This is a genomic window from Rhizobium sp. CNPSo 3670, from assembly GCF_057784555.1.
In genome coordinates, this window is record NZ_JBXSOL010000051.1 from 1 (window position 1) to 24,729 (window position 24,729).

The 24,729-nt window shown below is 60.3% G+C and carries 25 protein-coding genes, 5 tRNA genes and 1 pseudogene; 16 read left to right on the forward strand and 15 right to left on the reverse strand.

The window, feature by feature from the left end; genetic code table 11:
* A partial coding sequence (locus AC13QO_RS28025) for a YjhX family toxin (protein WP_488542538.1) occupies positions 1 to 153 on the reverse strand: 153 nt, incomplete at its 3' end.
* A 299-nt stretch (positions 154 to 452) separates the two neighbouring features.
* Here AC13QO_RS28025 and AC13QO_RS28030 point away from each other — a divergent pair.
* Positions 453 to 962: a GNAT family N-acetyltransferase gene (locus AC13QO_RS28030; protein WP_488542529.1), complete on the forward strand. Its 510-nt coding sequence runs from the start codon at positions 453 to 455 to the stop codon at positions 960 to 962.
* 30 nt (positions 963 to 992) lie between these two features.
* On the opposite strand, the gene AC13QO_RS28035 is transcribed toward AC13QO_RS28030, so the two are convergent.
* Positions 993 to 1,277, reverse strand: coding sequence for a DUF1294 domain-containing protein (locus AC13QO_RS28035; protein ID WP_285193543.1), 285 nt, complete (start codon positions 1,275 to 1,277; stop codon positions 993 to 995).
* A gap of 140 nt (positions 1,278 to 1,417) precedes the next feature.
* On the opposite strand from AC13QO_RS28035, the gene gatB reads away from it, so the two are divergent.
* The 5 genes and pseudogenes from gatB to AC13QO_RS28060 all read left to right on the forward strand — a co-directional run bounded on the left by gatB (position 1,418) and on the right by AC13QO_RS28060 (position 4,961).
* A complete protein-coding gene (gene gatB / locus AC13QO_RS28040; RefSeq protein ID WP_488542530.1) occupies positions 1,418 to 2,920 on the forward strand; it encodes an Asp-tRNA(Asn)/Glu-tRNA(Gln) amidotransferase subunit GatB in 1,503 nt (500 codons plus the stop codon).
* A gap of 3 nt (positions 2,921 to 2,923) precedes the next feature.
* Positions 2,924 to 3,427 carry a GNAT family N-acetyltransferase gene (locus AC13QO_RS28045; protein ID WP_488542531.1) on the forward strand — a complete coding sequence of 168 codons (504 nt, stop codon included), beginning with the start codon at positions 2,924 to 2,926 and terminating at the stop codon, positions 3,425 to 3,427.
* Between the two features lie 4 nt (positions 3,428 to 3,431).
* Positions 3,432 to 3,905, forward strand: a pseudogene (locus tag AC13QO_RS28050) (GNAT family N-acetyltransferase).
* Positions 3,906 to 4,007: 102 nt separating this feature from the next.
* Entirely contained in the window at positions 4,008 to 4,406 is a 399-nt protein-coding gene (locus tag AC13QO_RS28055) for an NADH:ubiquinone oxidoreductase subunit NDUFA12 (RefSeq protein WP_285193540.1), read from the forward strand.
* Positions 4,407 to 4,520: 114 nt separating this feature from the next.
* Positions 4,521 to 4,961 (forward strand): DUF2155 domain-containing protein, encoded by a 441-nt coding sequence (locus AC13QO_RS28060; RefSeq protein WP_488542532.1) that lies wholly within the window; start codon positions 4,521 to 4,523, stop codon positions 4,959 to 4,961.
* 95 nt (positions 4,962 to 5,056) lie between these two features.
* On the opposite strand, the gene aat is transcribed toward AC13QO_RS28060, so the two are convergent.
* The 5 genes from aat to AC13QO_RS28085 all read right to left on the reverse strand — a co-directional run bounded on the left by aat (position 5,057) and on the right by AC13QO_RS28085 (position 8,895).
* On the reverse strand, positions 5,057 to 5,671 hold the full coding sequence (aat, locus tag AC13QO_RS28065; RefSeq protein WP_085778014.1) for a leucyl/phenylalanyl-tRNA--protein transferase: 615 nt from the start codon (positions 5,669 to 5,671) through the stop codon (positions 5,057 to 5,059).
* Positions 5,672 to 5,678: 7 nt separating this feature from the next.
* Positions 5,679 to 7,028 carry an acetyl-CoA carboxylase biotin carboxylase subunit gene (gene accC, locus AC13QO_RS28070; protein WP_085778015.1) on the reverse strand — a complete coding sequence of 450 codons (1,350 nt, stop codon included), beginning with the start codon at positions 7,026 to 7,028 and terminating at the stop codon, positions 5,679 to 5,681.
* A gap of 10 nt (positions 7,029 to 7,038) precedes the next feature.
* The gene (accB, locus tag AC13QO_RS28075; protein ID WP_085778016.1) at positions 7,039 to 7,518 is read right to left on the reverse strand and encodes an acetyl-CoA carboxylase biotin carboxyl carrier protein; all 480 of its coding nucleotides are present in this window, start codon (positions 7,516 to 7,518) and stop codon (positions 7,039 to 7,041) included.
* Positions 7,519 to 7,538: 20 nt separating this feature from the next.
* A complete protein-coding gene (aroQ, locus tag AC13QO_RS28080; protein ID WP_285193539.1) occupies positions 7,539 to 7,976 on the reverse strand; it encodes a type II 3-dehydroquinate dehydratase in 438 nt (145 codons plus the stop codon).
* A 160-nt stretch (positions 7,977 to 8,136) separates the two neighbouring features.
* Positions 8,137 to 8,895 (reverse strand): DsbA family protein, encoded by a 759-nt coding sequence (locus AC13QO_RS28085; RefSeq protein ID WP_488542533.1) that lies wholly within the window; start codon positions 8,893 to 8,895, stop codon positions 8,137 to 8,139.
* 203 nt (positions 8,896 to 9,098) lie between these two features.
* Between AC13QO_RS28085 and AC13QO_RS28090 the strand changes: the two genes are divergently transcribed.
* Positions 9,099 to 10,256 carry a pyridoxal phosphate-dependent aminotransferase gene (locus AC13QO_RS28090; RefSeq protein WP_488542534.1) on the forward strand — a complete coding sequence of 386 codons (1,158 nt, stop codon included), beginning with the start codon at positions 9,099 to 9,101 and terminating at the stop codon, positions 10,254 to 10,256.
* 41 nt (positions 10,257 to 10,297) lie between these two features.
* Here the strand turns inward: AC13QO_RS28090 and AC13QO_RS28095 are convergent, their stop codons facing one another.
* Positions 10,298 to 11,635: a DUF2778 domain-containing protein gene (locus AC13QO_RS28095; protein ID WP_488542535.1), complete on the reverse strand. Its 1,338-nt coding sequence runs from the start codon at positions 11,633 to 11,635 to the stop codon at positions 10,298 to 10,300.
* A gap of 208 nt (positions 11,636 to 11,843) precedes the next feature.
* Entirely contained in the window at positions 11,844 to 13,712 is a 1,869-nt protein-coding gene (locus tag AC13QO_RS28100; RefSeq protein WP_285193664.1) for a PHA/PHB synthase family protein, read from the reverse strand.
* A 146-nt stretch (positions 13,713 to 13,858) separates the two neighbouring features.
* Between AC13QO_RS28100 and AC13QO_RS28105 the strand changes: the two genes are divergently transcribed.
* The 5 genes from AC13QO_RS28105 to recJ all read left to right on the forward strand — a co-directional run bounded on the left by AC13QO_RS28105 (position 13,859) and on the right by recJ (position 19,444).
* Positions 13,859 to 14,272: a hypothetical protein gene (locus AC13QO_RS28105; RefSeq protein ID WP_285193535.1), complete on the forward strand. Its 414-nt coding sequence runs from the start codon at positions 13,859 to 13,861 to the stop codon at positions 14,270 to 14,272.
* A gap of 222 nt (positions 14,273 to 14,494) precedes the next feature.
* Positions 14,495 to 15,712 carry an LL-diaminopimelate aminotransferase gene (locus tag AC13QO_RS28110; RefSeq protein WP_097598741.1) on the forward strand — a complete coding sequence of 406 codons (1,218 nt, stop codon included), beginning with the start codon at positions 14,495 to 14,497 and terminating at the stop codon, positions 15,710 to 15,712.
* 62 nt (positions 15,713 to 15,774) lie between these two features.
* On the forward strand, positions 15,775 to 17,100 hold the full coding sequence (locus AC13QO_RS28115; RefSeq protein WP_097598614.1) for a homoserine dehydrogenase: 1,326 nt from the start codon (positions 15,775 to 15,777) through the stop codon (positions 17,098 to 17,100).
* A 215-nt stretch (positions 17,101 to 17,315) separates the two neighbouring features.
* The gene (locus AC13QO_RS28120) at positions 17,316 to 17,561 is read left to right on the forward strand and encodes a hypothetical protein (RefSeq protein WP_097598613.1); all 246 of its coding nucleotides are present in this window, start codon (positions 17,316 to 17,318) and stop codon (positions 17,559 to 17,561) included.
* Positions 17,562 to 17,641: 80 nt separating this feature from the next.
* Positions 17,642 to 19,444, forward strand: a complete 1,803-nt coding sequence (recJ, locus tag AC13QO_RS28125) for a single-stranded-DNA-specific exonuclease RecJ (protein WP_488542536.1) — start codon at positions 17,642 to 17,644, stop codon at positions 19,442 to 19,444.
* 46 nt (positions 19,445 to 19,490) lie between these two features.
* Here the strand turns inward: recJ and AC13QO_RS28130 are convergent.
* The 5 genes from AC13QO_RS28130 to gloA all read right to left on the reverse strand — a co-directional run bounded on the left by AC13QO_RS28130 (position 19,491) and on the right by gloA (position 21,835).
* Positions 19,491 to 19,565 (reverse strand) — tRNA-Glu (locus AC13QO_RS28130).
* 173 nt (positions 19,566 to 19,738) lie between these two features.
* Positions 19,739 to 19,813: transfer RNA gene (locus tag AC13QO_RS28135), tRNA-Glu, on the reverse strand.
* Between the two features lie 75 nt (positions 19,814 to 19,888).
* Positions 19,889 to 19,963: transfer RNA gene (locus AC13QO_RS28140), tRNA-Glu, on the reverse strand.
* Positions 19,964 to 20,161: 198 nt separating this feature from the next.
* Positions 20,162 to 21,229, reverse strand: coding sequence for a YcbK family protein (locus tag AC13QO_RS28145; RefSeq protein WP_488542537.1), 1,068 nt, complete (start codon positions 21,227 to 21,229; stop codon positions 20,162 to 20,164).
* 165 nt (positions 21,230 to 21,394) lie between these two features.
* The gene (gene gloA, locus AC13QO_RS28150) at positions 21,395 to 21,835 is read right to left on the reverse strand and encodes a lactoylglutathione lyase (RefSeq protein ID WP_285193532.1); all 441 of its coding nucleotides are present in this window, start codon (positions 21,833 to 21,835) and stop codon (positions 21,395 to 21,397) included.
* 194 nt (positions 21,836 to 22,029) lie between these two features.
* Here gloA and AC13QO_RS28155 point away from each other — a divergent pair, with 194 nt between their 5' ends.
* Positions 22,030 to 22,608, forward strand: a complete 579-nt coding sequence (locus tag AC13QO_RS28155; RefSeq protein ID WP_064802232.1) for a cold-shock protein — start codon at positions 22,030 to 22,032, stop codon at positions 22,606 to 22,608.
* Position 22,609: 1 nt separating this feature from the next.
* Positions 22,610 to 23,095, forward strand: a complete 486-nt coding sequence (locus AC13QO_RS28160) for a DUF192 domain-containing protein (protein WP_285193531.1) — start codon at positions 22,610 to 22,612, stop codon at positions 23,093 to 23,095.
* Positions 23,096 to 23,158: 63 nt separating this feature from the next.
* Here the strand turns inward: AC13QO_RS28160 and AC13QO_RS28165 are convergent.
* Positions 23,159 to 23,235 (reverse strand) — tRNA-Pro (locus AC13QO_RS28165).
* Positions 23,236 to 23,905: 670 nt separating this feature from the next.
* Between AC13QO_RS28165 and AC13QO_RS28170 the strand changes: the two genes are divergently transcribed.
* Both AC13QO_RS28170 and AC13QO_RS28175 read left to right on the forward strand, forming a co-directional pair.
* Positions 23,906 to 24,211, forward strand: coding sequence for an ETC complex I subunit (locus AC13QO_RS28170; RefSeq protein ID WP_085778028.1), 306 nt, complete (start codon positions 23,906 to 23,908; stop codon positions 24,209 to 24,211).
* 57 nt (positions 24,212 to 24,268) lie between these two features.
* Positions 24,269 to 24,345 (forward strand) — tRNA-Arg (locus tag AC13QO_RS28175).
* Positions 24,346 to 24,729 lie beyond the last annotated feature (384 nt).

The following is a 24,729-nucleotide window of genomic DNA, read 5'->3' on the forward strand; positions in this document are numbered from 1 at the left end:
GAAGAGATCGAGGTCGACGCCGGGAAAGAGCCAGCTGTCGCGGGTGAAGCAACTGACGTTTTCGATCTTTCTGTAGTCGTCGCGGGTAATTTCGATGCGGCCGCCTTGGGCCATGAGATGCAGGATGCGCTGCTCCGTGCGGGAAATGTCCATGTTGTGAGATCCGGTGTCGCGCCGTAGGGGCGCACAAAAACGATCTGGCGCTCATTCGAGCGTCAGGGCTTCGTTTTTTCGGGCCCATGCGCGCAAGAAAACTTGCGGGCAGGGCCTTTACCGGGTCTCAGACTGGCTCAACATAAAATATCTATTATTCAGCCCCGAAAAAGCGGTCAAGAGCATCCCTGTCGGTGAAATCCGGTCAAAAACCTTGGTTTCGGTTGATCCTCCCTTTGCAGCTACTGGTAAATTCCGCGACTCAGTGCTCTAGTTGGAGGGGTAACGCGGAGGTGTCGTTGATCCACATTCGCAATGCCCGCGACGGGGAAGCGGAACTGTTGAGCGAGATCGGGCTCAGGGCCTGGCAAAAGGCGATGGCGTCGATTGGCGAATCGGATGCGATGATCGACGCGGCGCGCAACGCCTTTCGCAACTTCGTGGAGAACGACTGGCTGACAATCACCGTCATCGAGCAGAACGGCCAGGTCGCAGGCTGGGCTGCACGCGAGGGATTGGACGAAACCATCTCGGATTTCTGGATCGAACCCATCTTCACCCGGCAGGGACTCGGCTCAGCCCTTCTCGAACGCATCGAGAAGGATATCGCCGGCCAAGGCTTCGAGACGGCGGCGGTGCAGACCCATTCCGGCAATAGCGAGGCAATCGGCTTTTTTCGGAAGCATGGTTATGGCGTCCACTGGCTGTCGGTCGCCTATAATCCGAAGCTTGACCGCGACGTGCCCTCTGTCGGGCTGACGAAGCCGCTGGTTTCGGACAGCCAAGGCGGCTATGGGCAGGAATTCTGACGTTTAAAAATCCAGATGAAGGTGAGGGGCCTATAACGGCGCGAAGGCCAGCATCATGACCAAGGCGCCGTGAAGGATCAGGATCGCCGCCAGGATCGACCGGAACGGCTCCTTTCTCGTCTTGTGGCGCAGGATCTGCTGTGCCGCCACCGCACCGAGGCTGCCGCCGATCAGCGCAAGAGTCAGAAGCGTGCGCTCGCTGATGCGCCACCCGCCATTGCGCGCCGCCTGCTTGTCGAGGAAATAGATCGAAAAGACGATGAGGTTCAGCGCCAGAAACAGTGCGGCCATTTTTGTGATGTCGGGCATCGTCATGCGGCTACACTGCCATGCCTCGGTTAACTCGCGGCAAATGTCGCCCCTCAAAGCGCGGTCCGCGATGGGGAAAGCCTTGCACCGGAATGCCATTTCCTTTACCTCACCAGTGGAAAAGAACAGCCTGCAAAGAGCCTCAGATGACCATTGTCGACGTCCGCACGCCCGATCCGAAACGCTTCATTCCCGGCGCCACCGGCGACTGGGAAGTCATCGTCGGCATGGAAGTCCATGCCCAGGTGCTGTCCAATTCGAAGCTCTTCTCCGGCGCTTCGACGGAATTCGGCAAGCCGCAGAATTCGAACGTTTCGCTGGTCGATGCCGCGATGCCCGGCATGCTGCCCGTCATCAACGAGGAATGCGTCAAGCAGGCCGTGCGCACCGGTCTCGGCCTCAAAGCGGAGATCAACAAGCGTTCGGTCTTCGACCGCAAGAACTACTTCTACCCTGACCTGCCGCAGGGCTATCAGATCTCGCAGTACAAGGATCCGATCGTCGGCGAGGGCAAGATCGTCATTTCGCTCGGGCCGGATCGTCAGGGCCAGTTCGAGGATATCGAGATCGGCATCGAGCGCCTGCATCTGGAGCAGGATGCCGGCAAGTCGATGCACGACCAGCACGCGACCATGTCCTATGTCGATCTGAACCGGTCCGGCGTGGCGCTGATGGAGATCGTCTCCAAGCCCGATATGCGCTCGTCCGACGAAGCCAAAGCCTATATGACCAAGTTGCGTTCGATCGTGCGTTATCTCGGCACCTGCGACGGCAACATGGACGAAGGCTCGATGCGCGCCGACGTCAACGTCTCCGTCCGCCGTCCGGGCGAGGCTTTCGGCACGCGCTGCGAAATCAAGAACGTCAACTCGATCCGTTTCATCGGCCAGGCGATCGAATACGAAGCGCGCCGCCAGATCGGCATTCTGGAAGACGGTGGCACGATCGATCAGGAGACACGCCTCTTTGATCCGAACAAGGGCGAGACGCGCTCCATGCGCTCCAAGGAAGACGCGCATGATTATCGCTACTTCCCCGATCCGGATCTGCTGCCGCTCGAATTCGACGATGCCTTCATCAAGGCGCTCGAAGCCGATCTGCCGGAGCTGCCCGACGACAAGAAGGAGCGCTTCGTGCGTGAACTCGGCCTGTCGGTCTACGATGCCTCCGTACTCGTTTCCGAAAAGGCGATCGCCGATTATTTCGAGGCCGTGGCCGCCGGCCGCGACGGCAAGACGGCGGCAAACTGGGTGATCAACGACCTGCTCGGCGCGCTCAACCGTACCGGCAAGGACATCGAACAGACGCCGGTGTCGCCGGCCCAGCTCGGCGCCATCATCGACCTCATCAAGGCTGGGACCATCTCCGGCAAGATCGCCAAGGATCTCTTCGAGATCGTGCTGACCGAAGGCGGCGATCCCGCCGAGATCGTCGAATCGCGCGGCATGAAGCAGGTGACGGATACCGGCGCCATCGAAAAGGCCGTGGACGAGATCATCGCCGCCAATCCCGAACAGGTCGAAAAGGTCAAGGCGAAGCCGACCATGGCGGCATGGTTCGTCGGCCAGGTGATGAAGGCGACCGGCGGCAAGGCCAATCCGCAGGCGGTCCAGGCGCTCGTCAAGGCGAAGCTCGGAATCGAGGAATAGGCGGTGTATTTCGTCCGCACCGCCGGCGAGCGCGACCTCGAGAAGGTGCGCGCTCTTCTGGTGGAGAGCTTTCACGCCACCTATGACGAGCTCCACGGCAAAACAAAGGTGGACGATCTGATCGCCCATCTCTTTACGCCGGCAGCGCTCAAGGCGCGGCTGGTGCGCAGGGATGCCGAGTTCCTCGTCGCCGATAACGGCCGCAACATCGGCGGCGTGGGTTATGCAGCGATGTCGCAGGCGCTGACGAAGACGGTCATGCTGCATCTCCTCTACGTCAGCCCGTCGCTGAAGCGCCAGGGCATCGGCCGCGATATCTTCGCCGAGCTCGAATCCTGCTTTCCGGATGCCGAGATCATGCGTCTGGAAGTCGAGCCGCAGAATGCGGCGGCGATCGCCTTCTACAAGGCGCATGGTTTCACCGAAGTCGGCCGCAACGAGAACAGTGCGCTCGGACAATCCGGCATTCCCTCGCTGATTTTCGAAAAACCGCTGGAAGGGCATTGATCCCGTGGCGGTCGAGTTGTCCGATATTCTCATTCGCGAAGCGCACAGGGACGATCTGCCGGCGCTTGTGGCGCTGTTTGCCTCCGATCCTCTCGGCGGTCACGGCGATACGACGGATGCCGAGGCTTTTGCCGATTATGCCAAGGCCTTTGCCGTCATCGAGGATTCTCTCAACCAGACGCTTTATGTCGCAGAGCGCGGCCGCGAGGTCGTCGGGACGTTCCAGACGATGCTCACGACCTCGCTGACCGGCCGCGGTTCGTCGACGATGATCATCGAGGCGGTGTAGACGCGGGCCGACATGCGCGGGCAGGGGATTGGTACTGGAATGATCGAATTCGCCATCTCAGAGGCAAAAGGCCGCGGCGTGCGGCTGGTACAGCTGACCTCGAATGCCATACGCAAGGATGCCCATCGTTTCTATGAAAGGCTTGGCTTCAAGCCTTCGCATATTGGCTTCAAGATGGCCTTGAAATGACCCCTGCCTCTCGTGGAATCGCTGGACAATTCGGCTTGGCGACGGCATAAGCGAGGAGCTAAATTCTGGTTTGGCCCGCACTGGCGGGCACAAGGAAAAGACATGCGGAATCTTCTGGTTCAAATCTTCACCTGGTGGAACAGTCAGACGATAGGCACGCGTTTTGCGACCTGGCGTTTTGGCAAGCGCGTCGGCGAGGATGAATTCGGCAACGTCTATTATGAAGGCGGCATGTCTTCCTATGGCCTGCCGAAGCGCTGGGTGATCTACAAGGGTTATGCCGAAGCCTCCGCCATTCCGCCGGGCTGGCATGGTTGGATGCATCATCGCACCGATGTTCCGCCGTCCCAGGAAAACTATGTCGCCAAGGAATGGCAGAAGGCGCATCGTCCGAACCTCACCGGTTCGCCGCAGGCTTACCGTCCGCCGGGCTCACTCGCGGTTCCCGGCGAGCGGCCGCGCGTCACCGGCGATTATGACGCCTGGACGCCCGGCAACTGAGACGGCTCGACCGGGCGATCGCAAGCCCGGCTTTTGGCCACAATTGACCTTTACCCGCAGGTAGGCTGCGCTGGAGCGCGGCCGTGAACTGAAAATGTCTGGAGACGGGTGCATATGAAGCTCTTCACGCGGAACATGGTCCTGCGTGGCGCCGGATCGCTGCTGGCGCTCTCGGCTCTGCTTCCACCGGGTGCGGCGCATGCCGCGCGCATCAACAATCCGGTTGCCGTGTTCTCCGGCCTCGACAAGATCACCGGCCGCATCACGACGTTTGATGTCTATGTCAATGAGACGGTACAGTTCGGCGCCCTGCAGGTGACGCCGAAGGCCTGCTATTCCCGCGACCAGGCGGAAGCGCAGAAGATCGACGGTTTCGTCGAGGTCGACGAAATCACCCTCGACCGCAAGATCCGCCGCATCTTCACCGGCTGGATGTTCGCCGACAGCCCCGGCCTCAACGCCGTTGAACACCCGATCTACGACGTCTGGCTGAAGGACTGCAAGACAAGCTCAGACGTCCCGGCACCTGACAGCGCCAAGGCGCCGGCGCGCTAATCGATGGTTAAATCTGAAGGCTAGGGCCGAACGGCATGCGGTAGGATACGTGAAAACCGCCCGGATGGTCCTGCGCACGAGGACGTCGATCGACTTTAGAAACTAAGGTGTGGCGATTCCATCGCTGCGGCGAGCAGCACGGCATACTCGGCCTTCGGCACGTCGATCGCTCCGAACGTTTTCAGATGTTCGGTGGTGAATTGCGTGTCGAGCAGCGTGAAACCCTTTTCCCTCAGCCGATCGACCAGGTGTACAAGGCAGATTTTCGAGGCGTCCGTCCGGCGTGAAAACATGCTTTCGCCGAAAAAGGCCGAACCCAGCGAGACACCGTAGAGGCCGCCGACCAGTTGATCGCCTTCCCAGGCTTCAACGGTATGCGCATGACCAATTTCGAACAGCGTGGAATAAAGCGACCGGATCGTCTGGTTGATCCAGGTGCTCGGGCGTCCCGATGTTTCCTCCGCGCAAGCCGCGATCACCTGGTCGAAATCGTGATCGAAGCGGATTTCGAAGGGTTTCCTGCGCACACGTTTGGCGAGGCTTTTCGATATGTGGAAATCACCAAGCGGCAGAACGCCGCGCAATTCCGGTTCGACCCAGAAGATCTCCGGGTCGTCGGCAGACTCGGCCATCGGAAAGAGGCCGATGGAATAGGCGCGCAGGAGGATGTCAGGGGTTATGCCTGGTGACTTCCTGCGCGATCCTGCCATTCCTGTCCTATGCCGCTGGCGTGTTGGCGAGGTAATGTTCCAGCCAGTGGATATCGTAGTCGCCGTTGGCGATATCCTGGTTGGAGACGAGATCCTGGAACAACGGCAGCGTCGTCTTGATGCCGTCGACGACGAATTCGTCGAGCGCGCGGCGCAGGCGCATCATGCATTCGACGCGCGTGCGGCCGTGCACGATCAGCTTGCCGATGAGGCTGTCGTAATAGGGCGGGATCTTGTAACCTTGGTAGGCGCCGGAGTCGATGCGCACGCCAAGGCCGCCCGGCGCATGGAAATGCGTGATCGTGCCGGGGGAGGGCACGAAGGTGCGCGCATCCTCGGCATTGATCCGGCATTCGATGGCATGGCCGGAGAAATGCACCTCGTCCTGCGTCACAGACAGGCCGCCGCCGGAGGCGACGCGGATCTGCTCATGCACCAGGTCGATGCCGGTGATCGCTTCCGTGATCGGATGCTCCACCTGCAAACGGGTGTTCATTTCGATGAAATAGAATTCGCCGTTCTCGTAGAGGAATTCGATCGTGCCGGCGCCGCGATATTTCAGCTTCTTCATGGCATCGGCGCAGATCTGGCCGATCTTCATGCGCTGCTCGACATTGAGCGCAGGCGAATTCGCTTCTTCCCAGACCTTCTGGTGGCGGCGCTGCAGCGAGCAGTCGCGTTCGCCGAGATGAATGGCATTGCCTTCACCGTCACCGAAGACCTGGATTTCGATGTGGCGTGGCTTGCCGAGGTATTTTTCCATGTAAACGGCATCGTTGCCGAAGGCCGCTGCCGCCTCCGTGCGCGCCGTCGACCAGGCCTCGATGAGATCGGCCTCGCTCTTGGCAACCTTCATGCCGCGCCCGCCGCCGCCGGCCGTTGCCTTGATCAGCACGGGATAGCCGATTTCGGCGGCCGTCCGCAGCGCATCCTCTTCTGTCTTCACTTCGCCGTCCGAGCCGGGAACGACGGGAATGCCGAGTTCCAGCGCCGTCGTCTTGGCGGTGATCTTGTCGCCCATGATACGGATGTGATCCGCCGTCGGCCCGATGAAGGTGATGCCGTGCGCTTCCAGGATATCGGCAAACTTGGCGTTCTCCGACAGAAAGCCGTAACCCGGGTGCACGGCATCGGCGCCGGTGATCTCGCAGGCGGCGACGATCTGATGGATGTTGAGGTAGCTCTCGCGCGAGGAGGGCGGACCGATGCACACGCTTTCGTCGGCAAGGCGCACGTGCATGGCATCGGCGTCGGCGGTGGAATGCACCACGACGCAGGCAATGCCGAGCTCCTTGCAGGCCCGAAGCACGCGAAGGGCAATTTCCCCGCGATTGGCGATAAGGATTTTCGAAATCATGGGCTTGGGCCTATTCGATGACGACGAGAGCTTGGCCGTATTCGACGGGATGTCCGTCGTCGACGAGGATCTCGGTCACCTTGCCCGACTTCGGCGAAGGAATCTGGTTCATCGTCTTCATCGCTTCGATGATGATGAGCGTCTGGCCTTCCTTGACGGTGGCGCCGATTTCGATGAACGGACGTGCGCCCGGAGCCGGCGCCATATAGACGGTGCCAACCATCGGCGCATTGACGACATTCGCCGGGTTGCGGCCGGGGGCTGCGGCAGGCGCGGCAGCGGCTGCTGCCGGAGCGGCGGCTGCTGCCGGAGCAGCGGCAAAGGCCGGTGCAGCGATCGGTGCCTGGACGTATTGCGGCGTGCCGCCGCGCGAAACGCGGATGCGCAAGTCGTCCTGCTCGACCTCGATCTCCGTCAGATCCGTCTCGTTGAGGATGTTGGCGAGATCGCGGATCAGTGCCTGATCGATACCCGATTTCTTTTCAGCCATGGTGTTGCCCTGTCTTCTTCTTATGCCGTGATGTTCTTCAGCGCTTGCAGCGCCAGGATGTAACTATGAGGCCCGAAGCCGCAGATCACGCCCTTGCATGCCGGTGCGATCATCGACTCGTGGCGGAATTCTTCCCGCGTATGGACGTTGGATATGTGGAGCTCGACGACGGGAATCGAAATAGCGCGGATCGCGTCATGCAGCGCGACTGACGTATGCGTGTAGGCGCCTGCATTGATGGCGACACCGGCGGCCTTTTCGTCGGCCTCGTGGATCCAGTCCACAAGCGTGCCTTCGTGGTTGCTCTGACGGAAATCGATATCAAAGCCGAGTTCGCGCCCGGCTGCCTTGCAGTTTGCCTCGATGTCCTTGAGCGTCTTGCCGCCATAAATGCCGGGCTCTCGTTTGCCCAGCATGTTCAGGTTTGGGCCGTTCAGGACAAAAATCGTTTGCGTCATCGAATGTTCCGTAAATGCACGACGGCAACCTATAGACTCCGCGAGGGCTGAATGAAAGCCCTTACGGGTTGGCCGGCAGGAATCACGCCACATTTGTCCACATGGCTGAAACGCTTCGATTCTGGCGATTTGATGAGCGGCCGGTCGGCTGCCCGCTTCCTCAGCAGGCGGTCTTGCCGCAGCTGCGCATGTTCTTGACCTTGGCTTCGAGATCGTCGAGCCCGACTGCGCCCGGGACCAGCTCGTTGCCGATTACGTAAGAGGGGGTGCCGCTGATGCCGAGGCTCGAGGCAAGCTGATAGGTCGCCTGAACGATCCCGTCATTCGGGCTCTTAGCCATCTCGGCGCGAATCTTGTCCTCGCTAACGCCGAGAGAGACTGCGACGGCGATCGCACTGTCTTCCGAGGCGCGGCCTTCGCTGCTGAGAAGGGCGACATGAAAGTCGGCATATTTCGCAGGCGCCAGCCTGCGGAAGGCGTCGGCCACTTTGTGGGCGGCAACCGAATCCGGCCCGAGGATCGGGAATTCCTTGAGCACGAAGCGAACGTTCGTGTCCTTCTTCAACATCGCCTGCATGTCGGGAAGCGCGTGACGGCAGTAGGTGCAGTTATAATCGAAGAATTCGACGACCGTCACGTCGCCCTTGGGATTGCCGAGCGCGACGTCATCCTTCGAATTGAAGATATTCGCGGTGTTCTCCTCGATTGCCATATTGGCTTTCGCCAGCCGCGCGGCTTCCTGCTTCTTCTGCAGCGCCTCCTGGACGTCGAGCATGATCTCCGGGTTCTCGATTAGATATTGCTTGATGAATTCGCCGAACTCCTTCTTCTGCTGATCGTCGAGCGCTGCCGCCGGAAACGGGAGCGCGATCGATGCGGCGAGCGCCAGTGCGGTGAAGCTTTTTGAGAAGAAGGCCATGATATCCTCGTCATCGGCGATGTGGGCTTGGTCGAGAAACCGTCGCCGGGTTATGGACTTGAACGCGTCGCGTCAAGTTACGGTGCGTCGAGTTCTGCTCAAACAGGAATTTTCATCCCTGCGCCGCCCTCGCGGGATTGTGATGAGCCGATTAATGCGGCAATTGTCTGGCCAACAGCCAAGAAGCCGAGCGAGAAGCGATCTTGTTTTCCATATCGAAACGCAGCGAAGTCGAGCCTTTTCATGCCATGGACGTGTTGGCGGAGGCGACGAAGCGGCGGGCAGCCGGCTATCCCGTCATCTCGATGGCGGTCGGCCAACCTTCGCATCCCGCGCCTCGAGCTGCCCTCGAAGCGGCAAACGCCGCCCTCGTCGAAGGCCGGATCGGTTATACGGATGCGCTGGGGACGGCGCGGCTGAAATCCGCACTTGCTTGGCACTACAGTGACCATCACGGCCTGGAGATCGATCCCAAGCGCATCGCCATAACCACAGGCTCCTCGGCAGGGTTCAATCTCGCCTTTCTGTCGCTTTTCGATGCCGGCGATGCCGTGGCGATCGCGAGACCGGGTTATCCCGCTTATCGCAACATTCTCGGCGCGCTGGGGCTGAAGGTTCTCGAAGTGCCGGTGACGGCCGAGACGCACTTTACCCTGACACCCGAGAGCCTCGAGGCGGCACAGCAGCAAAGCGGCGTCAGGCTCAAAGGCGTACTGCTTGCAAGTCCCGCAAATCCGACCGGCACGGTGACCGGCCGTAACGGGTTGAAGGCGCTTGCGGACTACTGCGCGGCCCAATCCATCGCCTTCATCTCCGATGAGATCTATCACGGACTGACCTTCGCCGGCGAGGAGGCGAGCGCGCTCGAGCTGACCGACGAGGCGATCGTCATCAACTCCTTCTCCAAATATTACTGCATGACCGGCTGGCGAATCGGTTGGATGGTGCTGCCGGAGCGCCTGGTGCGGCCGATCGAGCGCGTGGCGCAGAGCCTCTATATCTCGCCGCCCGAGCTCTCCCAGATCGCAGCGGTGGCCGCACTTGGCGCAAGCGAAGAGCTTGATCATGTCAAGGCGAGCTATGCCGCAAACCGAGCGCTGCTGCTCGACCGCCTGCCCAGGATCGGCCTTGCGCCCGCTTCGCCGATGGACGGTGCCTTCTACGCCTATATCGATGTCTCGCGCTTCACCAATGACAGCATGGGTTTTGCCAAACGCATGCTTGCAGAAATCAACGTCGCGGCGACGCCGGGGCTGGATTTCGATCCGCTGGAGGGACATCGAACCTTGCGTCTCTCCTATGCGGGTTCGCAAGGAGAGATCGCCGAGGCGGTGGAGCGGATAGCAGTCTGGCTGAAGTAGGGCTGCGGGGGGCAAGCGGCTGCTTGCCCACCTGCTCTAAATCAGCTACGCGACGAAAACAGCGAAGCGAGCGTCGAAGCCGGCTTGTTGTTCAGCCGCGGCACCACCACGAGCTGCTTGATCTCGCCACGTTTGTAAGCGGCCAGGAAGCGCTTGTAATCCTTGAAGGAAACGCAGCCATTGGAATCGCCGTTCTTGCCGAGCATATAGGTGTGGGCAAGCAGGCCGACGCGGTCATAGATGGCATCCGAGCCTTCCACCGGTGTCAAGCGCAGCGCTTCGACACCGTGAAAGAGGGCCTCGCGCATCGTGAGGACATAGGTATGCGGCGGCGTCGGTCCGCGCATCTTCTTGTCGACGTAGCGCGGGTTGTCGCGCATCTTTCCGAGACCGGAATGAGCCTCCAGCCGTTCGCCATTCGGCAAGTAAACGGTGCTGTTTTCGATATCATAGATCGCGACACCTGCCCGCAGTTTCGGCGAGAAGACCGGCTTGTCGTAGCGCGGCACGGCATCGTCCTCATCGTCCTCGATCGGCGAGTTCGGCTGGGCATAGGCCAGGACAGGCCCGGCAGAGCGCAGCGCACCCTTGGCGGCCGGCGCCGGTTTGCCGACAAGTCCGTCCGGACGCGCCATCGGCAACGGCACGGAACCTGTATCGGGTGACAGGACGAGATCGAAGGGTTGATCCTCTGCCGCCGCGACCTCCACCGGTGCGGATTCTGTCGCGGGAGCCGAGGCGGTCCCGACAGGAGAGGCGACCGGCTCGATCGGGGCGGATGCAATCTGCCGGGGGTCGGCATCGGCAAGCGCGAGCATTGCCTGGAGTTGGGCCGCGGCGACGGCCTCCTTTGACGGAACGATGATGCGGTTGCCGTCGTCTTCTTCAATCTCTGCCGAGGCGAGTTCGACCGGCGGCGGCGCGATCGCATCATCCTTGCGGAACTTGGCGCTGTCGGAAATTGCAGCGACGACCGATTGCTCGGCAGCCGTGACGAGCCGATTGTTCTTCGTAAGAGCCGCCAATGCCGTTGCGGCAGCGGCGGTATTTTCGGCGTGAGCCTGGATGAGACTTGCCGTCAGCGGCATCTTCGGCTTCGCGTTGAAGGCGGTCAGCCGGTCACCCTTGCCGACATGGATCAACCTTTCAAGGCGAGTTGACGATGCCACCTTCGGGGTGGCGCCGATCTGTGCCAGGCTACCTGCTGGAGAGAAGGGCGCGGCGACCGAATGCATCGTTGCCAAGGTCGCGATCAGCCATGTTGAGGTTAAAAGCCCGGCGCCGACGGCACCGTAAAGAAAACCGCGAGATCTGTGCGAACGCAAAGCAGATCCGCCAAGAGGGGCGACGTTATCCAACGTCCCTACCGCAAACGCCATACTACACTCGTCTTTCAAACTCGCTACGCAGGCCGGCGGCACTGACTGACTAAAACTTCGCCGGGGCCGGTAAGGGCGCAAAGGGGCCGAATTTAGGCCGCCTGCGACTTCCGACTGTTTTGAGAGGATGACGAATTATGGTTTCTAATTTGTTTACGCGATATCGCTGTTTCTTGGGATGTCTCAAAAAGAGATGCCTGCCGGCGTCTCAGGTGCGTTCCATCACATAACTTCCCGGTGCTTCTTCGATCGCGTTCAGCGCATCGCCGCCGGGTTTGCGCGCCGCAACGCGTCTACTGTCCTGTGTCTCAATCCAGGCCTGCCAATGCGGCCACCACGATCCCGGCGTCTCGGTGGCTCGCTCGAGCCAGGTCTCATAGTCGCCCTTCGCCGGGCCGCCCGTCCAGAATTGGTATTTCTTCTTGTCGGGCGGGTTGACGACACCGGCGATATGTCCCGAGCCGGTGACGACGAATTCGACCTTGCCGCCGAAGAACTGGCTGCCGAGGAAGACCGATTTTGCAGGCGCGATGTGGTCCTCGCGCGTTGCGAGATTATAGATCGGGATCTTCACATCTTTCAGCGACACGCGCTTGCCGTCGAGGATCATCTCGTTCTGCGTCAACGCATTGCGGAGATAGCAGTTTCGCAGGTAGAAGGCGTGGTTTGCCGCCGCCATGCGCGTCGAATCGGCGTTCCAGAACAAGAGGTCGAAGGGCAGGGGCTCCTGACCCTTGAGGTAGCTGTTGACGAAATAAGGCCAGATCAGCTCGGAAGCGCGCAGCATGTTGAAGGCCATCGACATCTTCGTGCCGTCGAGATAGCCGGCCGCCTTCATATGCTCTTCGAGCGCGGCAAGCTGCTCCTCGTCGACGAAGACTTTGAGGTCGCCGGCATGGGTGAAGTCGACCTGAGTGGTGAAGAGAGTCGCGGTCTTTATGCGCCGGTTCTTCTCCTTGGCGTGCAGCGCCAGTGTCGCGGCCAGCAGCGTGCCGCCGACGCAGTAGCCGACGGCATTGACGTCCTTCTCGCCGGTCGCCTTCTCGATCGTCTCGAGCGCGAAATCGATGCCTTCCCGGGCATAGGCGCCCCAGTCCTTCTCGGCGTGACGCGCATCCGGGTTGACCCAGGATATGACGAAGACGGTCTGGCCCTGGTCTACGCACCATTTGATGAAGGATTTCTGAGGGTTGAGGTCCAGAATATAGAACTTGTTGATCCAGGGGGGGCAGATCAGCAGTGGCCGCTTCAGCACGGTTTCGGTCGAGGCTTCGTACTGGATGATCTGGCAGATATCGTTCTGGGCGATGACTTTGCCCGGTGTCAGCGCCATGTCACGGCCGACAGCGAATTTCGTCATGTCGGTCTGTCGAAGGCGAAGCTCGCCGTTTCCGGCAGCGATGTCCTCGGCAAGCATCTTCATGCCGCGCACCAGGTTTTCGCCGTTGGTTGCGATGGTCTCGCGGTAAAGCTGCGGGTTGGTAGCGATGAAGTTGCTCGGCGAAAGTGCCGCCGTGATCTGCTTCACGTAGAATTCGGCCTTGTGCTTGGTGTGTTCGTCGAGGCCGTCGGTCTCCGACACCAGCTTGTCCACCCAATCGCTCGTGACGAGATAGACCTGGCGGAGGAAATCGAAGAACGGATTTTTCTGCCAATCCTCGTCGGAAAAACGCTTGTCCTTGCGGGTGTCGGGCTCGGGCGGCAGGGACTCGCCCTGCATCCCACGCGTGCCCTGCAAGCGCTGCATCGAGCGCATCCAGATGCCGAAGAACGAGGACATCAGCTGAGTCTGCGCCTCGAAGGTGCGGCGGGGATCGGAAATCCAGTATTCGCTGACCTTCGAAAGCGTCTTGACCATGTCGGTCATCGGATCGATGGAGCTTTCGGTGATCTCGCCGCGTTCGCGCGGCGCAAGCCAAGCCGAGGCGGCCTGGCCGAGATTTTCGAGCGCCCGGGCGAAATTCATCGCCATGGTCTCGGGATCCTTCAGCAGATAGGGTTCGAGATCGGTTGCGTCGAAACCGGTCTTGTCGCCATTCTTCTGGCCGCCACTCTCCTGCTTGCTGTCGGTCACCATTTCCTCCGGCGGCAGCACTCTTTTTATCCGTTTGTTGTACATCGTGACCGAACGAGAAAACAAGTTCCACCCGCATCGGCTCGTGCTATTGCTTTGTGGCTGCGACAAATTTAACAGTCGAGGCAATCAGAACTGGATTTTGAGGCATGATCGAGAACCGCATCCGGCGCATCGCAACCTTCAACCGCACCGCACTGATCTGCGCAGCGGCGGCGATGGTCCTTGCCGGATGCAATCTGACGGCGGAGGAAAAAGCCGCCGCCGCTGCGAAGCGAGCGGCGCCGACTGCCGTCGTCATGCCGGCAACCAAGGGTGAGGCGGTTGAAGGCGGTCTGACGAAATCACCGGACGGCTATCCGAATTTCGGCGCGCCGCTGACGGCGGCCAACGTTCAGATGAGCGATGAGCAGGCGGCCGAACTGCAGCATCAATTGACCGCGCTTGCCGGCCGGCGTAAGGCCGGCGCGATCTCGGAAGCCGAATATCAGGCCAAGGTCGCCGAAATGCGCCGCCTCGCCGCCGAACATGGTGCGCAGACGCTCTCCGAAATTTCCAAATAAGCCTTGCCTTTCAGGCAATTTGGACGCAAAGCCTTCCGGATGGATCGGAAGATGCGATTTTCCCGATAATGCGTGGTTGTGCGGCCTTTCCGTCAAAGATTTGCCGCTTGGCTTGGGTCTGATGAATACGGCGCTGCGATTGTGAAGTTCGTGTCGCAGCCGCCGGGAGACGGAACGAACTTCGACCGCGGCCCGAAATGCCGCCTTTCCACGGGGAATGAAATGGAAGAGTTTCACAAAGTCCGGCGTTTGCCGCCTTATGTTTTCGAACAGGTCAACCGTTTGAAAGCAAGCGCGCGAGCGGGCGGCGCCGATATCATCGATCTCGGCATGGGAAACCCTGACCTTCCCACTCCTCAGGCGATCGTCGACAAGCTCTGCGAGGTCGTGCAGGATCCGCGCACCCACCGTTATTCCTCCTCCAAGGGCATTCCCGGTCTGCGCCGCGCCCAGGCCGCCTATTATGCCCGCCGCTTCGGCGTCAAGCTCAACCCGGATACGCAGGTGGTCGCCACCCTCGGCTCCAAGGAAGGCTTCGCCAATATGGCGCAGGCGATCACCGCGCCCGGCGACGTGATCCTCTGCCCGAATCCCACCTATCCGATCCACGCCTTCGGCTTCCTGATGGCCGGCGGCGTGATCCGCTCGATGTCGGTGGAGCCGGACGAGACCTTCTTCCCGCCGCTTGAGCGCGCGGTTCGGCACTCAATCCCGAAGCCGCTGGCGCTGATCCTCAACTATCCCTCGAACCCGACGGCGTTCGTCGCGACGCTCGATTTCTACAAGGACGTCGTAGCCTTCGCCAAGAAGCATGACATCATCGTGCTCTCCGACCTTGCCTATTCGGAGATCTATTTCGACGGCGCTCCGCCGCCTTCGGTCCTCGAAGTGCCGGGCGCAATGGATGTGACGGTCGAGTTCACCTCGATGTCGAAGACCTTCTCCATGCCCGGCTGGCGCATGGGCTTTGCCGTCGGCAATGAGCGGCTGATCGCTGCGCTCACCCGCGTCAAATCCTACCTCGATTACGGCGCCTTCACGCCGATCCAGGTAGCGGCGACCCATGCGCTGAATGGCGACGGCTCCGATATTGCCGAAGTGCGCAATGTCTACAAACGCCGCCGCGACGTCATGGTCGAAAGCTTCGGCAAGGCAGGCTTTGAAGTGCCGCCGCCGGCAGCCACCATGTTCGCCTGGGCGAAAATTCCGGAAAAGTTCCGTCATCTCGGTTCGCTGGAGTTTTCCAAGCTGCTGGTCGAGAAGGCCGACGTCGCCGTTGCTCCCGGCATCGGATTCGGCGAGATGGGCGACGACTATGTCCGTCTGGCGCTTGTCGAGAATGAACACCGCATCCGTCAGGCTGCGCGCAATATCAAAAAGTTCATGTCGACGGCAGACGAGACGATGCATAACGTCATCTCGCTGAACGCCCACCGTTAATTCCAACTCTTGGGCAGCCGCATTCGGCGGCTGCCGCCACACAGACATTTCAGGATCGATCCATGGCAGATGCCCTCAAAATCGGCATTGCGGGCTTAGGCACCGTTGGCGCCTCGCTTGTCCGCATCATTCAGCAGAAAAGCAACGAGCTTGCCGTCACCTGCGGACGTCCGATTACGATCACCGCGGTTTCCGCCCGCGACAAAACGCGAGACCGGGGCGTCGACCTTTCTGCCGTCACCTGGTTCGATCGGCCTGAGGATCTGGCCGAAAAGGGTGATATCGACGTCTTCGTCGAACTGATGGGCGGTGCCGAAGGGGCTGCCAACGTCTCGGTGCGCGCCGCGCTGCAGCGCGGTCTCCATGTGGTGACAGCCAACAAGGCGCTGCTCGCCTATCACGGCGTCGAGTTTGCGACGATCGCGGAAGAGAAGGGCTCGTTGTTGAATTTCGAGGCGGCGGTCGCCGGCGGCATCCCCGTCATCAAGGCGCTACGCGAATCGCTGACGGGTAACGCCGTCTCGCGCATCTACGGCATCATGAACGGCACCTGCAACTACATCCTGACCAAGATGGAGAAGGAGGGGCTTTCCTTCGCCGAATGCCTCAAGGAAGCGCAGCGGCTGGGTTATGCTGAAGCCGATCCCGCCTTCGATATCGAGGGCAACGATACCGCCCACAAGCTCGCCATCCTGACGACGCTTGCCTTCGGCAATCGCATCGCAGCCGACGATATCTATCTCGAAGGCATCACCAATATCTCGATCGAGGACATCCACGCCGCGGCCGAACTCGGTTACCGCATCAAGCTGCTCGGCGTTGCCCAGCGCACCGAGACCGGCATCGAACAGCGTGTACACCCGACCATGGTCCCGATCGATTCCGTCATCGCCCAAGTCGACGGCGTTACCAATGCGGTGGCAATTGAGTCCGACGTCCTCGGCGAACTGCTGATGGTCGGTCCAGGCGCTGGCGGCAACGCGACGGCCTCGTCCGTGCTTGGCGATATCGCCGATATCGCCAAGAGCCAGCCGGGCGCTCAGCGCGTGCCGGTGCTCGGTCATCCCGCAAAGGCGCTGGAGCCTTACCGCAAGGCACAGATGCAGAGCCACGAGGGCGGATATTTCATCCGCCTGACTGTGCTCGACCGCACCGGCGTCTTTGCAAGCGTCGCCACCCGCATGGCGGAAAACCACATCTCGCTCGAATCGATCGTTCAGCGCTCCACGCAGCACCTGGCGCCATCGCATCACCAGACGATCATTCTCGTCACCCATGCGACGATGGAGGAGTCCGTGCGCAGGGCGGTCGCTTCGATAAAGTCGGAAGGCTATCTCTTCGGCGAGCCGCAGGTAATCCGTATCGAACGGCCGAAAGAAGAAGCCTAGCGCGTCGGCCCGAAAATCGGATTCGACTTTCGGAAAGCACGATGCGCAGCTTCAGAGTGTTAAAGCGTTTTGCGAAGCATGAACCGCGCTGTCTCTGGCAGGGCGGATTTTTTGTTAATCGTTCAGCCTCCCCTTGCGGAAGTCTATATTACCAAATGCCGAAATACTGATATAAATAAAACCACAGATGGTGAGTCGTCGGCGTGGAGCATTTCATGAGCAAGGACAGCCACGCCGGAAAAGAGCATGGCAGTCCGAGCAAGGTGCCGCCAGCCCGCCCTGCGATGTTTGCGGACATCCTCAAGCCGCTGCACAGTGACATTCGTGAAGTGAGCCATGACGAGGCTTTTGACGACGAACATACGGAAGGCCGCAACTGGGCCATTCTGCTGACGCTGTTTTCGGTCTTGTTGGTGCAGATCGGCGGCATCGCCGTGATCGTCTGGCTGATCTTCTGGTAAAAATCCGTGTCTGGAAATCCGTCACTATGTTATCTCCGCTGCTCCTGTAGAAAGAACAGATGAAGTCAGCGGAGTTTGGCATGGCAGATCTCGTCGATCCGGTACAGCGCGCGTTTCTCGGCGTGGAGAAATCCGCACTCGACAATCGCTGGGTTGCAAGACTCGACCAGGCCGGCCAGAACCGGGCGCTCGCCATGGCGCAGGTTCACGGGCTGCCGGATCTGATCGCCCGCGTTCTCGCAGGACGCGGCGTCCCGGTTGACGAAGCGGTCGAATTCCTCGACCCGACGATCCGCAGCCTGATGCCCGATCCCCACACGCTGACCGATTGCGAGAAGGCGGCAACCCGTCTCTTGCTTGCAATCGAGCGCGGCGAGAGCGTGGCGATTTTCGGCGACTACGACGTCGACGGCGCGGCTTCCTCGGCGCTGATGTTCCGCTTGCTAAGCCATTTCGGCGTCAAGGCGAACATCTACATTCCCGACCGCATCTTTGAAGGTTATGGCCCCAATCCAGCGGCGATCAACCAGCTGATCGACAATGGCGCCAGGCTGATCGTCACCGTCGATTGCGGCTCCACCAGTCACGACGCGCTTGCGGCCGCTGCCGCGCGCAACATCGATGTCGTCGTCATCGATCACCACCAGGTGACACATGAGCTGCCGCCCTGCCATGCGCTCGTCAATCCGAACCGTGAAGACGATCTGTCGGGGCAGGGGCATCTTTGCGCAGCCGGCGTCGTCTTCATGGTGCTGGTCGCGACATTGCGGCTGTTGCGCGCGGCCGGCAACAAACGCATCCTGGCGCTCGACCTGCTGCAATGGCTTGACATCGTGGCGCTTGCGACGGTCTGCGATGTCGTGCCGCTGAAGGGGCTCAACCGCGCCTATGTGGTGAAGGGGCTGGTTGCTGCCCGGCACCAGAGCAATGCCGGGCTTGCCGCGCTCTTCCGCAAGGCGGGGCTCGCGGGCCCCGTGACCCCCTATCATCTCGGCTTTCTGATCGGCCCGCGCATCAATGCCGGTGGACGGATCGGCGATGCCGCGCTCGGAAGCCGCCTGCTGACGCTCGATGATGCCGGTGAGGCGGAAATGATCGCACAGCGCCTCGACGAGCTCAACCGTGAACGTCAGGCGATGGAGGCGATCATGCTGCAGGAGGCGGAAGCGGAGGCGCTGGCCGAATATGGCGACGGCGAGGGCGCCTCCGTCATCGTCACCGCCCATGAGAAGTGGCATCCGGGCATCGTTGGGTTGATCGCCGCGCGGCTGAAGGAGAAATTCAAGCGGCCCGCGTTCGCGATCGCTTTCGATCCCTCCGGCCGCGGCACCGGCTCAGGCCGCTCCATCAATGGTTTCGACATGGGCAGGATGGTGCGGGCTGCGGTCGAGGAGGGCATCCTCATCAAGGGTGGCGGCCATGCCATGGCGGCGGGGCTGACGGTCGAGCGCGCCGATCTCGGCAGGTTGAGGACCTTCTTTACCGAGAAGGCCGCAAGGACGGTGGCGAGCCTCGTCGCCAACGAGACATTGAAGATCGATGGCGCAATCGGCGCAAGCGGCGCCACGCTTGAACTCATTGACCGCCTGGAAGCCGCCGGTCCCTATGGCTCCGGCCACGCTCAGCCGCTCTTTGCCGTACCGGCGCATCGGGTGCGAGACGCGCGCCTCGTCGGCGAGAAACATGTGAAGGTGACGCTGGAGGCGATGGACGGGTCGCGGCTCGATGGAATCGCCTTTCGCGCCGCCGATACCGGCCTCGGCAATCTTCTCATCAATTCACGCGGCGCGAGCCTCCATGTCGCAGGCTCGCTCGGCGCCGAACATTATCAAGGCGCACGCCGCGTCCAGCTGCGCGTCTGCGACGCAGCGCCAGCGAAATAGAACGTCACGAAAAAGAGTCTCGGATGAGAAAATTAAAGGAAGAAAGTGGCACGCCCTAGGGGAGTCGAACCCCTCTTCCCAGAATGAAAATCTGGTGTCCTAACCGATAGACGAAGGGCGCTTCCTTCGTGGTGGCGCCCTTATAGTCAGCACCTTCGAAAGCCGCAAGCGCCAAGCCGCGAAAAAATCACAGTTTTCGCCGATTTTTTTGAGCTGTGGAAAACCACGGCGCTACGGGCGGTGGATGGCTGGAATATCAGACCGATCGGTGGTTGGCGGCAATCATAATTTCGATGGTACGCCCTAGGGGAGTCGAACCCCTCTTTACAGAATGAGAATCTGTCGTCCTAACCGATAGACGAAGGGCGCAGGCCAGCCTCGATAAAATAGGCGTGCGCGCGAGCTTCTGCAAGCGGATGCGATGGCTTCTGTATGGAGAGAAAGTGGCACGCCCTAGGGGAGTCGAACCCCTCTTCCCAGAATGAAAATCTGGTGTCCTAACCGATAGACGAAGGGCGCTTCCTTCGTGGTGGCGCCCTTATAGTCAGCACATTCGAAAGCCGCAAGCGGCAAATTCGATTTTTTTCAAAAAAATGACAGATATTCCAGTGGCAGTACTATTTAGAATTAGCACTGGCGAATCAAAGGCTTGTACAGCCTTCCAGAAGCAGGTGAAATTCAGCTGACGTCGGGTGAGGGAACTTCGCGTCGACGATGTCAGATCGCTCTTGCGGTGGTTAAGGGCGCCCGTTTGCCGCCGCAGCCCCAGTTCCAGTCCCGGGTCTTGCCGGTGTCGAGGTGGACCGAGTCGGTGTGGCAATAGGTGCCGACCCCGCCGCGATCCGGCAAGGATCTTATATACGCGGCGGTATCCCACTTGGAGACGCCGTCGATCTGAATGTCCGCGGCCTCACAGCTCTTGTGCATCGATTCGTCAGCCCCACCGACCAGGCGGTTATGTTCTTCGTCGCGATAGCCTGACGTGACGATGACAGGCCGGCCGAAATGGTTTTCGACCGTCTTGATCACTTTCAGCAGGTCCGGTTTGAAGCAGCCGACCTCGACATTGTCGTTCTGGACGTGCAGCCCGTTCGGCGCAACACGTGTCATGCCGGGCAGGGCGGCTTTGTGCAGAAGGCCGGAAAGACTGCCGAGCAGGTTCTGCTTCGGTGCGCTGTAAAGCGCGTTTGTCGTCGAGGCGGGCATACCGCCCATCGCCAGCGAGGCTGTTTGTAGGGGCGCAGGCTGCGTGCCGGAATTTTCGGACGATTGCTGCGGCAGCACCGGGGCGGCCGGTTGTGAGGGCATGATCGGCTGGCTGTAGACGCTGCTTTTTGTAGGGGCCACTCCTTCCGTGGGCGCATAGGCCTGCGGCTGAATGACGGTGGACGTGCTGTTGTTCTGTGGCGGCGGCTGGTGATCCGAAAAGATGCTCATCGCCTGCGCATTGATCCGTGTCGACTGCATGACGAGCCCGCCTATATTGGCAGGCGCCACCATTGCCGGATCGGCCGGCGGGACGGCGGCATTCGCATCGCCTGCCACGACCTGTGGCGTGGCCTCGGCGCCGGAGACATTGACGAGGCGGGGGTCGGTATAGACTGAGCGCGGGGCAGATTTCACGGGCGCCGTTGCGCCAAGCTGTGGCGCTGCGGCCGCCGTCGCCGGAACAGCTGCGGCCGAATCGAGCGTCTTCTTGTTCGATACGCAGCCGGAAAGCGCCAGCATTGAGGTGGCGATCAGCAATGCGCCCGTAATGGGCATCCGCATCTCAAGGTCACGCAAGCAATCGGTCTCCGGTTGATGCGAAAACGGCGAGATATCGCCATCTTCCGCTTCGAGTCACGGGGAGATTGCCTGCGGGGCCGGATCGCGGCAAGCGTCAAGGCGCCGGCCGGACCCGAAATCGCAAAAGCCGCAAGCTTCGCAAAAGCCTTGCGGCCAAAACCATTACCAGGCGCCGGTATTGCCCATGGAAGCCCAGGGTTCGGCGGCCGGAAGCGGGCTTCCCTTCTGCAGGATTTCGATCGAAATGCCGTCGGGCGAGCGCACGAAGGCCATGTTGCCGTCGCGCGGCGGCCGGTTGATGGTAATGCCGTTATCCATCAGCTTTTGGCAGATCGCGTAAATATCATCCACCTCATAGGCGAGGTGGCCGAAATTGCGTCCTCCGCTATAATCCTCCGTATCCCAGTTGTAAGTGAGCTCGAGGCAGGGGGCCTTTTCGCTGCGCGCACGGTCGAGATCGTCGCGAGCGGCCAGGAAAACCAGGGTAAAGCGGCCCCTCTCGTTTTCGTGGCGGCGAATCTCCTCCAGTCCGAACAGCGTGGTATAGAAGGCAAGCGAAGCGTCCAGATCTTTGACGCGAACCATCGTATGAAGATAACGCATTCTATCTACTCCTTTATAGGGGCTGGCCTTTTTGGCGAGCCGAGGTCAGCTTCGGGCAAGTCATCTTTATAAAATGTGCAGCTGGGAATAACCGAAAACTAGGACTTGCGCTTATCCGTTACCAAGATGTTAATCTTGATTTCAAGAATCAGTTAACCGTAACAGTGTGACGCGTATTCGAGGGGCTGGCGATAATGGCTGATAGGATTTCATCGAACGCATACACCGATGTCGACGAGCTGTCGTCGGAAGCGGTCGATCTTGTTGAAATCACCGGTGTCGTCAAGTGGTTCGACGTCGCCAAGGGCTTCGGCTTCATCGTGCCTGATAACGGCATGCAGGATGTTCTCCTGCACGTGACTTGCCTGCGTCGCGACGGCTATCAGACGATCCTCGAGGGGACGCGCATCGTCGCTCTCGTCCAGCGCCGCGAGCGCGGCTACCAGGCTTTCAAGATCCTCTCGATGGATCAGTCGACCGCCATTCATCCTTCGCAGCTGCCGCCGGTGCGCACCCACGTGCAGGTTACCGCCACGAGCGGGCTCGAGCGGGCGCTTGTCAAGTGGTTCAACCGTACCAAGGGCTTCGGCTTCCTGACGCGCGGTGAGGGCACCGAAGACATTTTTGTGCACATGGAGACGCTGCGCCGCTTCGGGCTGACGGAGCTGCGCCCCGGCCAGGTGGTCCTCGTCCGCTTCGGCGATGGCGAAAAGGGCCTGATGGCAGCAGAGATCCATCCCGACGTTCCGAGCCCGGCAAGCCGGTCGCACTGACATGCGCGGCATCGGCCTGTTTCATGCGATCAGAAGCGCCGTCATGGCGCTTTTTTTCTTGGTCGCCCTGCCGGCTTTGGCTGAGGAGGAGATGCGGTTCGACAAGGAGCCGCTGCTCATCCAGACAGCCGCCGGCAAGATGCTGCATTTTACCGTCGAGGTCGCCGCCACCGGTGATCAGCGCGCCCGCGGGCTGATGTTTCGCAAGTCGATGGCTGATGACGCCGGCATGATTTTCGATTTCGGGCAAACACGGCGCGTTGCCATGTGGATGGAGAACACCATCCTGCCGCTCGACATGCTCTTTGCCGACGACACCGGCACGATCCGCCACGTCAAGGAAAACGCAAAACCCTATTCACGCGAGATCATCGATTCGATGAGCCCGGTGAAATACGTCGTCGAACTCAATGCCGGCATCGTCGGCAAATTCGGAATCAAGCCGGGCGACAGAATCGTGAGCGCCACGACGACGAAGGCGAAGTGACGGCGCACCAGCTCGCGAGGTGCGATGTGGCCAGCAAGAAATCCAAGAAATCAGGATATTGAATGGTCGGAGTGGAGAGATTCGAACTCCCGACCCTCTGGTCCCAAACCAGATGCGCTACCAGACTGCGCTACACTCCGTGCCGTGATTGGCAGCGGGAATACACGGTTCACTTCGTCGTCGCAACCCATAAATCCAGCTGTGGCCGGAGATTTCTCACCAGGCCTGTGGATGCAAGGGGAAAATCCCGGTCGGCCTTCAATTTACCTGTGAGGCGCAATTGGACGTCAGGGCGATCAGCCCTAGCCGCGGGCGATGAGGCCGATATATTGGGCATAGCTGATAGCGACATAGAAGAAAGCGGTGATGCCAGCTCCTATCATAATGGCATTGAACTCTGTCGAACGTCTCATCATGCGTGCATCCACTGAAGCCGATTGAGCCGCAAACTAGTGCCCGCGGCCGGCTGCGGCAATCTGCTTGTGATCACAACATGAGACAATTGGTAATATTGCGCAATCGCCTGCAATGCCTGCGGATTTAGGTGGAATGGCAATCGACACGAGCGATGAATGTGCTGAGCCGCCCGAGTTAACGATAAGCCTTGCTTCCCAACACATTGGCGCATCGTCGCTGTGGCTGTGGCAGCGGCGTCGCGATCCGCTTTTTTCTTGAAAAAACGGGGATTCGCGGATAAGCAAAATTCAACTCTTCGCGTTATCGCAAACGACGAAGCAAGGACCCGGCAACGGGATTGAGACCATGAAAGGCGGGGCCCTCTGTCCCTGCATATTCGGAGATGCCGCAGTCATGTCTGCCAAGATCTATCGTCCTGCTAAGACCGCCATGCAGTCCGGCAAGGCCAAGACCCATCTCTGGGTGCTTGAATTCGATCAGGAGTCGCCGCGCAAGATCGATCCGATCATGGGCTACACCTCCTCGGGCGACATGCGCCAGCAGGTAAAACTCACCTTCGAAACGCAGGCGCTCGCCGAATCCTACGCCCAGCGCAACGGCATCGAATACCGCGTCATCGCGCCGAAGGATCCGGCCCGCCAGGTTGTGGCTTATCCGGATAATTTCCGCTATACCCGCACGCAGCCCTGGACGCATTGAGATTTCTCGTCCACATATGACGCATTCGGTCGCGCTCTTTGAACGTGACCGCCGGACGGCCCCTTAGCTCAGCTGGATAGAGCACCTGCCTTCTAAGCAGGTTGTCGCAGGTTCGATTCCTGCAGGGGTCGCCACCTGCTTTGGTTAAGGAGTTAGGTGTTCTCGTTCAGTTTCTCAAGAGATATTGCGAGCGGTCTGTTGGCGGCCTTCCGCGGACAATGGTTGCAGCCGAATCGCTTGCTGGGCGAGCGTTTTACTCAGTATACGCGCGCTCCCAGCTGCGCATTAGCCCAAGATCAACTGATTGATTGCATCGGCTCAGGTGTTCGATCCGAAAAAAGCCCCGCCGAAGCGGGGCAAGTCTTGACAAACACGGATCGCACAGGAGGAACACCCGTGCTTTCCTGCTGCTAAAACGGAAAAGGGATCTGCCGAGTTCCGGTGCGGTGTTGGACAAAGGTATCCCGCTGGTCGCAGTAGTTCTTAGGCTGTTTTGCCCTAGGTCGGATCGAAATCCA

Bases quoted from the DNA above. Each gene is read 5' to 3' on its own strand.
- AC13QO_RS28035 (WP_285193543.1), bottom strand. From the start codon at position 1,277: ATGACGATGCCCGACATCACAAAAATGGCCGCACTGTTTCTGGCGCTG.
- gatB (WP_488542530.1), top strand. From the start codon at position 1,418: ATGACCATTGTCGACGTCCGCACGCCCGATCCGAAACGCTTCATTCCC.
- AC13QO_RS28055 (WP_285193540.1), top strand. From the start codon at position 4,008: ATGCGGAATCTTCTGGTTCAAATCTTCACCTGGTGGAACAGTCAGACG.
- AC13QO_RS28060 (WP_488542532.1), top strand. From the start codon at position 4,521: ATGAAGCTCTTCACGCGGAACATGGTCCTGCGTGGCGCCGGATCGCTG.
- aat (WP_085778014.1), bottom strand. From the start codon at position 5,671: ATGGCAGGATCGCGCAGGAAGTCACCAGGCATAACCCCTGACATCCTC.
- accC (WP_085778015.1), bottom strand. From the start codon at position 7,028: ATGATTTCGAAAATCCTTATCGCCAATCGCGGGGAAATTGCCCTTCGC.
- accB (WP_085778016.1), bottom strand. From the start codon at position 7,518: ATGGCTGAAAAGAAATCGGGTATCGATCAGGCACTGATCCGCGATCTC.
- aroQ (WP_285193539.1), bottom strand. From the start codon at position 7,976: ATGACGCAAACGATTTTTGTCCTGAACGGCCCAAACCTGAACATGCTG.
- AC13QO_RS28085 (WP_488542533.1), bottom strand. From the start codon at position 8,895: ATGGCCTTCTTCTCAAAAAGCTTCACCGCACTGGCGCTCGCCGCATCG.
- AC13QO_RS28095 (WP_488542535.1), bottom strand. From the start codon at position 11,635: ATGGCGTTTGCGGTAGGGACGTTGGATAACGTCGCCCCTCTTGGCGGA.
- AC13QO_RS28100 (WP_285193664.1), bottom strand. From the start codon at position 13,712: ATGGTGACCGACAGCAAGCAGGAGAGTGGCGGCCAGAAGAATGGCGAC.
- AC13QO_RS28105 (WP_285193535.1), top strand. From the start codon at position 13,859: ATGATCGAGAACCGCATCCGGCGCATCGCAACCTTCAACCGCACCGCA.
- AC13QO_RS28110 (WP_097598741.1), top strand. From the start codon at position 14,495: ATGGAAGAGTTTCACAAAGTCCGGCGTTTGCCGCCTTATGTTTTCGAA.
- AC13QO_RS28115 (WP_097598614.1), top strand. From the start codon at position 15,775: ATGGCAGATGCCCTCAAAATCGGCATTGCGGGCTTAGGCACCGTTGGC.
- AC13QO_RS28120 (WP_097598613.1), top strand. From the start codon at position 17,316: ATGAGCAAGGACAGCCACGCCGGAAAAGAGCATGGCAGTCCGAGCAAG.
- recJ (WP_488542536.1), top strand. From the start codon at position 17,642: ATGGCAGATCTCGTCGATCCGGTACAGCGCGCGTTTCTCGGCGTGGAG.
- gloA (WP_285193532.1), bottom strand. From the start codon at position 21,835: ATGCGTTATCTTCATACGATGGTTCGCGTCAAAGATCTGGACGCTTCG.
- AC13QO_RS28155 (WP_064802232.1), top strand. From the start codon at position 22,030: ATGGCTGATAGGATTTCATCGAACGCATACACCGATGTCGACGAGCTG.
- AC13QO_RS28160 (WP_285193531.1), top strand. From the start codon at position 22,610: ATGCGCGGCATCGGCCTGTTTCATGCGATCAGAAGCGCCGTCATGGCG.
- AC13QO_RS28170 (WP_085778028.1), top strand. From the start codon at position 23,906: ATGTCTGCCAAGATCTATCGTCCTGCTAAGACCGCCATGCAGTCCGGC.